Genomic DNA, 11,145 nt, shown 5'->3' on the forward strand with positions numbered 1-11,145 from the left:
ATCCTGCCTTTGGAGAGCGAGCAGGGAATGTCGCACTTTGATCAATTAGATACCGGAAAAATCACGTGTAACAGGATCCGCTGCAATTGATGCTTGAAAGCAGGCGGCGATCATGGCGCGGCCTTGTTGGGATGACGTCGGGTCTTGCAGCCAGTTTATGGATATGCACCAACTGGAGCTCGCGGCTGGATGACTTCTGATGCAGCTCTCACCGACCCTCCCAGTTGACAGCTGTCAACGGCTATCTCTCTGATTTATATTCGGTTTCAAGTCAGATCATCCCCGGGATGTTTCGCAAGCCACCTTCAAGTGCATCAACAAAAGCAGTCAGCCGCCGTGGCTGATAGCGTGCCGGGAGGTAGGCAAGGTTCACATCGAGCGTTGCCGCGCGCCATTCTGGAAACAAATCGACCAGTTCGCCTGATCCGAGTTCCCCGGCGATAAACCAACGCGGCAACACAGCTGCTCCGAGACCGGAAAGTGCTGCGTGTTTGAGCGACATTATGTTGTTCGTTGACAGTTTGGCCGTCACCTTCAAATCGCATTGGTCACCATCTGGATCTGACAGCCTGATCTTTGCCCCTTCAAAGGGTGTCAGGGTCACAAACGGGATCTTGCGCGTCTCAACTGGTCGAGCATGGCGCACCTGTTCGGCGATCGAGGGAGTGCCGACGACCATTCTTTCAACCTCTCCCAAACGCCGGACGATGAGCGTATCATCAGGAATAGGTCCAATCTTGATCCACAGGTCACAGCCGATCTCGGCAAAGCGTATCGGTTCGTCCTGCAAATGCCAGTTCACCGTGACCTCGGGATGGGATGCCTGAAAACCGATTGCAATATCGGCAAGGTGAAGCTGCCCGAGCGCCACCGGGGCCACGATCCGCAGCGGACCGCGGAGGATCTCGGTGTCGCTGGCATATTGCTCTTCCAGCGCGGACCACCCTGTCACTAACTCGCGCGCATCTTTCAGCAGCGCAAACCCCGTTTCAGTCAAAGCCAGGGAGTGGGTCGTACGGCGGGCAAGCTGGACACCAAGGCGTTCTTCGAGGTCTTTCAGTTGCCGGCTAGCGGAGCCCTGCGACATCCCCAAATCACGCGCCGCGCCACTGATAGACCCCTTTTCTGCAATGCGGATAAAGGTTTCAAGAAGCGCAAGGCGGTCTAGCGGTTTGCTCATGCGTAATATGAATAATAGATAGCGGTATAAACTGTCTACAGGATAACTCTGAATTCGATCATCTTTCTCCGCATCAGCAAAGACCTCTGCAAAGGAGACTTCAGATGACCAATAGAACCTATGAAATCGCCAGTGGCCTGACAGTAAACCGGCTCGGATACGGCGCCATGCGCCTCACCGATCAGCCAAGCAATTTCGGCCCTTATCCAAAGTGGGAGCAGGGTCTTGCGCTCCTGCGCCGTGCTGCGGATCTCGGCGTCAATTTCTTCGACAGCGCTTGGGCCTACGGCCCGGAGTTTGCCGACCGCATTGTTGGTGAAGGGCTTGAGAGCCGGCAGGTGGTGCTCGCCACCAAGGGTGGGGTGGACAAACCGGAGCCGGGCAGGATCGTGGTCGATGGCCGACGCGATACGCTGTTGCGTCAGGTGGACCGCGCGCTTGTCAACCTGCGCCGGGACCGGATTGATCTGTTCCAGCTTCACCGCGTCGACCCGCAAACACCGATTGAGACCTCCATCGCTGCACTTGCAGAGGCGCAAGCAGACGGGCGTATCGGCCAAATCGGCGTTTCCAACGTCTCCCGGGCCCAACTTGACCGCGCTCTTTCGGTTGCGCCAATCGCAAGCGTGCAGAACCGGTTCAACATGGATGAAGCCGATGCGGACGGCCTGGTCGACTATACAGCCAGCAAAGGCATCGCCTTCATTCCATATGGTCCATTGGGCGCGCATCCGATGCGCCAGGGCGCAAAAATTGCGCCAAAACAAGCGCTCGCGTGGCTCTTGAAGCGCTCCCCCAACATCGTGGTGATCCCCGGTACGACATCAACCCAACATCTGGAAGAGAACTGGGCTGCTTGGGATCTCGTTTGATCTCAGAAACCCGGGAACCGTCATGGATCAGGCCAGTCAAGTCTGGCGTTGACCGCCGGATTTCTGCTTCAGTACGGAGGCGGAACCTCCGGCGGGGTCTTGAGACAGGTGAATTCCAGTCGCGTTGATTTTCTGATCCGGTGTGCGACCATCCGCTGACGAGCAAGAAGTTGATGGTCCGGAAGAGGCAGGCGTTCCGACATGGTAGATACCGTTTCCGATTTGACGCCGTCGCGGATGCCGTCGATCCTGCCCATTCTCTCGGTGAACTTTGTCGGGACGCTCGGCTTTTCAATTGTCGTCCCCTTCATGGTGTTTCTTGTGACCGACTGGGGCGGCAACGCGCTGGTTTATGGCCTGATCGCCTCGACTTATTCTGCATTTCAACTCATTGGCGCACCGATCCTCGGCAGATGGTCGGATCAGATTGGCAGGCGCAAGGTGCTGCTGGTCAGCCAACTGGGCACACTTGTGTCCTGGATTGTGTTCCTTATTGCCTTTTATCTGCCGACCGACGCGATCGTCAGCATCGACACAGCTCTTTTGGGGCAATTCACTCTCACCTTGCCGCTGGTCGTTCTGTTTTTTGCCCGGGCGGCGGATGGTTTGACCGGTGGAAACGTTTCCGTGGCCAACGCCTACTTGGCTGATATCACCGATGAGGAACACCGGACGGCGGATTTCGGCCTCATGGCCATGTCAACAAATGCGGGATTCATTCTCGGACCGGCTCTGGCGGGGCTTTTGGGGGCGACGGTTCTTGGTGAGATGCTGCCCGTTCTTGCCGCGCTGCTCATTTCTGTCGTTGCGAGTTTGTTGATTTTCTTTGGCCTGAAAGAGAGCAGAGCCGAGACGCTGGAGAACAAACCGGGGCTTTCGAACGCGTGCAAGGTTTTTGGCCAGGAGACCAAGGAAGTCTACCGGTTGAAGGGATGCGACGAGACAGCCACCACGTCCATTCTTCAACTCCCCATGATGCCTCGGCTGATGGCGGTGAACTTTCTGGTCATGCTCGGCTTCAGCTTCTTTTACATTGCCTTTCCGGTGCACGCCGCAACACAACTTGAATGGTCGGTCACGGACACCGGCGTGTTCTTCGCTGTGCTCAGTTTTTGCATGATGATGGTTCAAGGGCCGTTGTTGTCACGGATCTCGGGGAAGACGCCGCAGGGCCTGTTGATCACTGGCGGCGGCCTCGTGCTGGCGTTCGGGTTTGTGCTGCTGTTCTGGGACAACCTTTTGAGTATCTACGTGGCCGCCCTTTGTATTGCTCTGGGAAATGGGCTGATGTGGCCGACCTTCACCGCGGTCTTGTCAAAGTTTGCCGGGGAAACCTATCAGGGTGCCGTCCAGGGGTTTGCAAGCAGTCTGGGGGCCGCGGCCAGTATTGTTGGGCTTATCGGCGGCGGGTTGCTTTATGACTGGGCGACATCCTGGGTGTTCTGGATCGCAGCAGGGATCATTGCTGCTGCCGCTCTGTTTGCTCTGGCAATTCCCGAGGCTGAACACCACTCGGATCCGTGAATTACCTCATGATTTCAAACTGACTGGCGTGATAGTGAGTAGGGTGGAGTGCATTTGCGCTTGTCTTCCGCTAGGGGGCGTCAGTTGCAATTCAGGTGACATCCTCACTAGGCTGCAGTTGCCTTAACTCTGTCTCTTCAGTGGGAGCTCAATGAAAAATCTCAACGAACTCCGAGTTTTCGTTCAAGTTGCCCAAACCGAAAACTTTGCCGGTGCGGCAAGGGTGTTGGGCATGACCACATCAGCGGTTTCAAAGGCTGTTCAGCGTCTTGAAGCGGAAATCGGTGCCAAGCTTTTCACAAGAACAACACGATCTGTCACGCTCACGGTGGAAGGGATCAGGTTCCTGAACGGTGCGAGGCAGCTTTTGAACGATGCGGACGCTCTCAAAGAGGAGTTCGCCGACAGCCTTGCGCAGCCGCGTGGCAGGCTTGTGATATCAGCGCCAGCGGTCTTTGGCCGGGTTTGGCTGACGGAGCGGGTTCTGACTTTCATGTGCCGCTATCAGGAAGTGGACGTTGAGTTGAAGTTCGAAGACCGTCAAGTTGATCTCGGCACGGAAGGGATCGACATTGCCATTCGGATCGGTGCGCTGGGGGACAGCGCCAATCTGATGGCACGGAAGCTGTTTGAGGATCGCACGTATACATGTGTGTCGCCGCTATACATTGAAAGGTTCGGGCGGCCGGAGACACTCGATGATCTCGCCCATCACCGCGGCATTCATTACCGGGTTCAAAACACCGGGCTTTTGTTTCCATTCCTTTTTGAAGACGCTGGTGAAGTTGTCCGGAGAACACTCGATCCGGTTCTGATCGGCAACAGTGTGGATGCCTTGCGTCAGGCCGCTGAGAAGGGGATTGGCATCGCGCAACTGCCGAGTTTCTTGGCGCTTGAGTCCTTTGCCTCCGGAAAACTGGTGGAAGTGCTGGAGCACAAGCGTCTCAACAATTTCCCGTATTCGATCATCTATCTGAACCGCCAACTGGTGGCGCCCCGCGTGCGCGCCTTTGTGGACTTCCTGATCGAACAACCTCCAAATTTTGAAGAGCTTGTCTCCTAGTATTGGAAATGGCGTTCGCCCAATTGCGTCTTTTTGGGAAACATTGCGCGTCCTGGTGAGCCGCTAGCCGGCTTTAGCGGTCAGCGCCATATCAGCCCAACCAGGACCAGTTTTCTAAGGATATGGCCATGTTTCTCAATCAGGACAGTTTTACAAGTATGAACGAGTACGAGGCGTTCGTTGCCCGGTTTCTGCCGGATCCGCGAATGGAAAAGCCGTCTCGTCGGTCACGTTCCAAGGCACAAGCTCTGCATTTTCGGGATCTGTTCCGACGCAAATGAATTGAGATACGGCGCGATTGTTGACCCGGGAACCAAGCGGTTTCCGGGTTTTTTGTATCTCACGACAAGGGCACATGAACTCTTGCCCGGTACTGCAGAAAGGATTGTGTCTTATCAGGAAACACTGAGCGTCTTGGCGTCCCGCTAATCAGATCAGCCATCCGTTCCCATTTCCTTTTCCATGCACGGGGTATGGCCCCGAGTGACGAAGGAGATCGGAATGCCAAAATCCAGCACACTCTTTACCGGGGTTGCCTTGGCCGTGTTCTACGGCGGCATTGCCTGGTACGCAGGAGAGCGGGTCAGCAACATGTCCTTTGTGGCACCTGTTGAAGCGTCCGCCTCAGCAACCCAAGCGCCGCCGCCTGTTGTTGACGTTGTGGCGGCAGAAACACGATCCATCACGGAATGGGACGAGTTCAGCGGCCGGTTTGAAGCCATTGACGAAGTCGCGATAAGGGCGCGGGTTTCCGGATACCTCGATGCGATTCACTTTGAGCCGGGCGACATCGTGGAAAAAGGCGACCTCCTCTTCACCATCGATCCGCGTCCGTTCGAGACGGCGCTGGCAGAAGCCGAAGCAAGGCTCGGCGAAGCGAGAGCTGCCGCAAACCTGGCGGAAAAGGAACTTCAACGCGCACGGCGTTTGACTGACAATGGTCATACGAGCCAGTCGGTTCTTGACGAACGCATTCACGAGTCTGAACGGGCTGCAGCAAGTATTGCAGCGGCCGAAGCGGCCGTTTCCCGGGCAAAACTGGATCTTGGTTTCACACAGATTCACGCCCCGGTGACAGGCCGGATCTCGGATGATTTTGTCAGCCCTGGCAACCTGATTGCCGCTGGTGCGAACGCGCAAAGTCTGACCGAGATCGTCTCCCTCAACCCGATCCATTTCGTGTTCGATGCGACAGAGCAGCAATACCTTGAGTACATGCGCGCCGCCTCTGCATCGAGCTTGAGGGAAATGGCCGGACAGACGCCGGTTGCTGTGCGGCTTGTTGACGAACCGGAGTTCACTCATTCGGGTGAAATCGACTTCATCGACAACCGCATTGACCGGTCCACAGGGACCATCCGCGGGCGTGCCGTGTTTGAAAATTCCGACGGAGTTTTGACACCCGGCATGTTTGGCCGGCTGCGCCTGGCAACAGCCGAGGATGCAATCCGGGTCCTTATCCCGGAGCGCGCCATCGGTTCCGACCAGACCACGAAGTTCGTCTGGGTGGTTGATGACGTGGGCACTGTTTCCCGCAGGAGCATCACGCTCGGTGATCGCTACGCGGGCGCACGTGTCGTTGAAGGACTTTCAGCAGGTGAACAAGTGGTCGTCTCCGGTCTGCACATGGTGGGACCGGGCGCACAGGTGACTGCCCGTTCGAGTGAAGAACCGACGGTTCAGGTGGCGAAACGCTAGCAGCGTTTCGTCATTCAGGTGAGGACAAGACAATGAAACTTCCGCAATTTTTCATCGACCGGCCGATTTTCGCCGTTGTGCTGTCGGCTTTCATCACAATTGTTGGCGCGCTCAGCTATTTTACGCTGCCGATTGCCCAGTACCCGGAGGTGGCGCCGCCGACCGTGCAGGTCCGGGCCCAATATCCTGGTGCATCAGCTGAAACCATTGCCCAGACTGTGGCAACGCCTCTTGAACAACAGATCAACGGCGTGGAAGGCATGCTGTATCTGTCGTCGCAGGCAACCGGTGACGGCAATCTGACAGTGACCGTGACCTTTGAACTCGGCACCGATCTCGATGCCGCGCAGGTTCTGGTGCAGAACCGGGTGTCGATCGCTGAACCGCGGCTTCCTGAAGAGGTCCAGCGGCTTGGCGTGATCACACAGAAGGCATCGCCGGACCTGTTGTTGGTCGTGCACATGTTCTCGCCGGACGGCTCGCGCGACGACCTCTACATCACCAATGCCGCACAGCGGGTCCGGGACGAACTGACCCGTTTGGGCGGTGTCGGGGACATCACCATTTTTGGTGCCCGCGATTATGCCATGCGGGTTTGGCTTGACCCGGAACGGATCGCGGCGCTGGAGCTGACACCTGGCGAGGTGCTGACCGCCTTGCGCAGCCAGAATGCACAGATTGCATCCGGCCTTTTGAATCAGCAGCCGTCACCTTCCGCATCAGCGTTTGAGTTGTCTGTTCAGACCACGGGGCGTTTGGCCGACCCGGAAGAGTTTGAGCGGATTATCGTCAAACGCGGCGAGGAAGGGCGTATTGTCCGCCTTGGCGACGTTGGCCGTGTTGAGCTTGGCGCAGCCGATTACACGACCCGTGCTTATCTCGACCGCAACCAGGCGGTCGCAATGGTTGTCAATCAGCGGCCGGGGACGAATGCCCTGGCAACCGCTGAGGAGGTGCTAAGCACGGTTGAAAGGCTCAGCCAGGAATTTCCCGAAGGCCTCGCCTACGACGTTATCTACAATCCGACTGAGTTCATTCAGGCGTCGATCGACGCGGTGGTCGCCACGATGATCGAAGCGGTGCTGCTGGTTGTTGCCGTTGTTCTTCTGTTCCTGGGAACGTGGCGCGCTGCCGTGACACCGATCCTTGCGATCCCAGTCTCGCTTGTCGGTACCTTTGCAGTGATGTCCGCCCTTGGGTACTCGATCAACAATCTGTCGCTGTTCGGTCTCGTGCTGGCGGTCGGCATTGTGGTCGATGATGCCATCATCGTGGTGGAAGGCATCGAAAAACACATCCGCGATGGCCTGTCACCGCGTGACGCGGCCCGCAAGACCATGCAGGAAGTCTCCGGTGCATTGATCGCAACGTCACTGGTTCTGGCGGCTGTGTTCATCCCGACAGCGGCGGTTGCCGGCATCTCGGGCGAATTCTATCGTCAGTTTGCGGTTACCATCACGGTTGCCACCGCCATCTCGCTGTTCGTTTCACTGACATTGTCTCCAGCGCTTGCCAGCTTGCTGCTGCGGCCGCATGGAAAGCAGAAGCCTGGCCTCTTCATGAGGCCGGTGGTTTGGGCGCTTTCAAAGTTTGATCGCGGCTTTGACCGGTTGTCTTCCGGCTATGCGGCAACAACGAAACGTCTGGTGCGTGCACCACTGATCATGCTCAGTCTCTTTGGTGGATTGCTGCTGATGACTGATCATCAGTTCAACCAGGTGCCCGCCGGCTTCATTCCGGAACAGGACCAGGGATATTACATCACGGTGGTTCAATTGCCCCCCGGTGCTTCGCTGGAACGCACGGATACGGTTGTTCGCCGCGCGGTCGATGAGCTTCTGGACATCGACGGCGTTGAGAATGCTGCCGTGTTTGCCGGCTTCAACGGTGCCACTTTCACGACGGAATCGAACACGGGTGTGATCTTCTTCACCACCACACCGTTCGACGAGCGCGAGGAAAAAGGCATCGTTGCCGAGGACGTGCTTTCTGAGGCCCGGCAACGCATGGCTGGCCTGAATGATGCAGCAATTTTTGTGATCGCTCCTCCGCCCGTGCGCGGAATTGGAACCGGCGGTGGCTTCAAGATGATGCTGCAAGACACCGGCAATGTTGGTCCTGCCGCACTGGAACAGGCCGCTCGTGCCCTGTCGGCAGAAGCCAACGCGGATCCTGACCTTGTTGCAGTCTTCTCGCTCTATTCAACGGGTACGCCGCGTGTTTGGGCCGAGATCGACCGTGAACGGGCCGAGATGCTGAACGTACCTGTTGCTGCCGTCAACGAAGCATTGGAGGTCTATCTCGGGTCGGCCTATGTCAACGACTTCAATCTGTTCGGCCGCACCTACCGGGTGATCGCTCAAGCCGATGCCTCGTTCCGTGAAACTGCGGATGATGTCGCCCGGTTGAGAACACGGTCCGACGATGGCGCCATGGTACCGCTTGGCGCGGTTGCCACGTTCGAAAACACCACGGGCCCACTGCGCCAGCCGCGATACAACCTGTATCCCGCCGCCGCAGTTCAGGGACAAGCAATGCCAGGTGTGTCCTCCGCCGAGGCGCTGGAGAAAATGGAGGTAATCGCAGAGCGCGTGCTGCCCGCAGGTGTCTCTTACGAGTGGACCGAGTTGAGTTATCAGGAGAAAAACACGGATGACACGGCGTTGCTCGTCTTCGGTTTCGCGGTGCTGTTCGTCTTCCTGGTGCTTGCGGCCCAGTATGAGAGCCTTGCTCTGCCCCTGGCCGTCATCCTGATCGTTCCCATGGTTCTGTTGTCCGCGATCACGGGCATCTGGCTGGCCGGGCTCGACAACAACATTCTGGTTCAGATCGGCTTTGTTGTTCTGGTGGCCTTGGCATCGAAGAACGCCATTCTGATCGTCGAGTTTGCCCGCCAGGCGGAAACGGACGGACTGTCACGTTGGGATGCTGCCGTGCATGCTGCACAGACCAGGCTGCGGCCGATCGTGATGACCTCGCTGGCGTTCATTCTCGGCGTGGTTCCGTTGATGCTGGCGACAGGTGCCGGTGCTGAAATGCGCCAGTCATTGGGAACCTCGGTGTTCTCCGGAATGCTCGGCGTGACCCTGTTCGGTCTGTTGTTTACGCCCGTCTTTTACGTCGTGGTGCGAGGCTTGGAAGACCGGATCGCAGGCTTGCGCGGAAAGGCGACCGGGGCAGGGAGCGAAGAAACACAGCAACACGGCGTCTGATATCCTCACCTGCAGACGCCCCCGGAGAGCGCGGTTCATAGCCGCGCTCTTCATCATTTTGATCGCCACTCTTGGACCTGCGGTGCTTCAACTGTCTTCAAGATCAGCGTTTACCGCCGGTCATGTCGTGCGTTTAACACTGGGATCAGGGCGCCGGGTCAAAGGCTGGGGTCCGAATGTGGCCGGTCCCAGCCCCTGCCTCATCGTCCGGTGATGCCCGGGAAGAAAAGCAGAAGCCCAACGGCCAGCACCTGCATGGCGATAAACGGCAGGAGTGATTTGAATATCGTTGCCAGCGAGATATCCGGCGGTGCCACGCTTTTCAGATAAAAGGCGGCTGGTCCGAACGGCGGCGACAAGAAGGACACCTGCATGTTCATGCAAAACAGCACGCCAAACCAGACCGGGTCATAACCGAGCTCGGTAATGATCGGCACGAAGATCGGCATCGTCAAAAGCGCAATTCCGACCCAGTCGAGGAACATGCCAAGGACAAACAGGATCAGCATCATGAAGAGCAGGATCAGGGTCGGATTGTCTGAAATGCCTGAGATTAGTGCGGAAACGAATTTGATGCCGCCCATGAGGTTGAACACACCAACCAGCGCGCTCGCTCCAATGCCAATCCATACAATCATCCCAACGGTTTGAAGGGTTTGTAAGGCTGCACCTTTCAGAAGCTGAAGCGTGAATTCACCGCGGATAACTGTCGAGAGAAGCACACCGGCCACTCCAACGGCCGACGCTTCCGTAACGCTGGCAATGCCGCCATAGATCGAGCCGAGAACACCAGCGACGACTAGAAGGGGCAGGAACAGTCCCTTTAACAGGCGTATTTTTTCAGCTTTCGAGACCGGATCACCCTGGGGTATCGGCGCAAGAGCCGGATTGAGATAGGCGCGGATCAAGACGTAGGTGACATAAAACCCGGCCAGCATCAGACCTGGCACAAAGGAAGCGGTGAACAGGTCGCCGACAGACACATTGGCAGTCAGGCCGTAGATGATCAGAACAATGGACGGCGGAACCATGGTTCCAAGAGCGCCGCCAGCACAGACAACCCCGATGGCCAGATGCTTGTCATAACCAAGCCGGAGCATTTGGGGCAGGGCGACCAGACCAAGCAATACCACTTCGCCGCCGATGATGCCGCTCATGGCCGCCAGGATCACCGCGACGATGATGGTCTGGATCGCAACCCCGCCTCGCAGGCGGCCTCCAACCAGCTTCATTGCGTCGAACAAATCCCGCGCGATGCCGGACCGGTCGAGGATCGCGGCCATCAGCACGAACATGGGAACGGAAACAAAAACGAAAGACGAAACGAAGGAGAAGACGCGGCTTGTGATCAACGGCACGACCATCGGGCCGAACCAGCCGAGTGCGAATATCAGCGCGACCAGAAGTGTCACAAAGGCAAGCGGGATGCCGGAGACAAGAAGCACCAGCAACATGGCGAACATAAACAGCGTGCCGGTCTCAATTCCAAGACCTTGCAGGGAGCCAAAAAAATCGATCACTTGCGCCCCCTGGCGTAATTCACGGCAAGAATGAGAAATTGTACGGCCATCACGGCAAGCACGATGAGCAGGAAAA

The 11,145-nt window shown here is 57.3% G+C and carries 7 protein-coding genes; 5 read left to right on the forward strand and 2 right to left on the reverse strand.

Features of this window, described 5'->3' with window-relative positions:
* Positions 1–271: 271 nt before the first annotated feature.
* Positions 272–1,180 (reverse strand): LysR family transcriptional regulator, encoded by a 909-nt coding sequence (locus ACVDG4_RS23560; protein WP_447236890.1) that lies wholly within the window; start codon positions 1,178–1,180, stop codon positions 272–274.
* Positions 1,181–1,284: 104 nt separating this feature from the next.
* Here ACVDG4_RS23560 and ACVDG4_RS23565 point away from each other — a divergent pair, with 104 nt between their 5' ends.
* The 5 genes from ACVDG4_RS23565 to ACVDG4_RS23585 all read left to right on the forward strand — a co-directional run bounded on the left by ACVDG4_RS23565 (position 1,285) and on the right by ACVDG4_RS23585 (position 9,549).
* Entirely contained in the window at positions 1,285–2,052 is a 768-nt protein-coding gene (locus tag ACVDG4_RS23565; protein ID WP_447236891.1) for an aldo/keto reductase, read from the forward strand.
* A gap of 201 nt (positions 2,053–2,253) precedes the next feature.
* Positions 2,254–3,576, forward strand: coding sequence for an MFS transporter (locus ACVDG4_RS23570; protein WP_447236892.1), 1,323 nt, complete (start codon positions 2,254–2,256; stop codon positions 3,574–3,576).
* A gap of 151 nt (positions 3,577–3,727) precedes the next feature.
* Positions 3,728–4,639 carry a LysR family transcriptional regulator gene (locus tag ACVDG4_RS23575; RefSeq protein WP_447236893.1) on the forward strand — a complete coding sequence of 304 codons (912 nt, stop codon included), beginning with the start codon at positions 3,728–3,730 and terminating at the stop codon, positions 4,637–4,639.
* 501 nt (positions 4,640–5,140) lie between these two features.
* Positions 5,141–6,337 carry an efflux RND transporter periplasmic adaptor subunit gene (locus tag ACVDG4_RS23580; protein WP_447236894.1) on the forward strand — a complete coding sequence of 399 codons (1,197 nt, stop codon included), beginning with the start codon at positions 5,141–5,143 and terminating at the stop codon, positions 6,335–6,337.
* Positions 6,338–6,369: 32 nt separating this feature from the next.
* Positions 6,370–9,549 carry an efflux RND transporter permease subunit gene (locus ACVDG4_RS23585; RefSeq protein WP_447236895.1) on the forward strand — a complete coding sequence of 1,060 codons (3,180 nt, stop codon included), beginning with the start codon at positions 6,370–6,372 and terminating at the stop codon, positions 9,547–9,549.
* Between the two features lie 200 nt (positions 9,550–9,749).
* Here ACVDG4_RS23585 and ACVDG4_RS23590 read toward each other — a convergent pair whose 3' ends face one another.
* Entirely contained in the window at positions 9,750–11,012 is a 1,263-nt protein-coding gene (locus ACVDG4_RS23590) for a TRAP transporter large permease (RefSeq protein WP_447236898.1), read from the reverse strand.
* Between the last annotated feature and the right edge of the window lie 133 nt (positions 11,013–11,145).

The sequence above is a fragment of the Roseibium sp. MB-4 genome (genome assembly GCF_053005265.1).

Coding starts and splice junctions, on each gene's coding strand:
- ACVDG4_RS23560 (WP_447236890.1), bottom strand. CDS start 1,180: ATGAGCAAACCGCTAGACCGCCTTGCGCTTCTTGAAACCTTTATCCGC.
- ACVDG4_RS23565 (WP_447236891.1), top strand. CDS start 1,285: ATGACCAATAGAACCTATGAAATCGCCAGTGGCCTGACAGTAAACCGG.
- ACVDG4_RS23570 (WP_447236892.1), top strand. CDS start 2,254: ATGGTAGATACCGTTTCCGATTTGACGCCGTCGCGGATGCCGTCGATC.
- ACVDG4_RS23575 (WP_447236893.1), top strand. CDS start 3,728: ATGAAAAATCTCAACGAACTCCGAGTTTTCGTTCAAGTTGCCCAAACC.
- ACVDG4_RS23580 (WP_447236894.1), top strand. CDS start 5,141: ATGCCAAAATCCAGCACACTCTTTACCGGGGTTGCCTTGGCCGTGTTC.
- ACVDG4_RS23585 (WP_447236895.1), top strand. CDS start 6,370: ATGAAACTTCCGCAATTTTTCATCGACCGGCCGATTTTCGCCGTTGTG.
- ACVDG4_RS23590 (WP_447236898.1), bottom strand. CDS start 11,012: ATGTTCGCCATGTTGCTGGTGCTTCTTGTCTCCGGCATCCCGCTTGCC.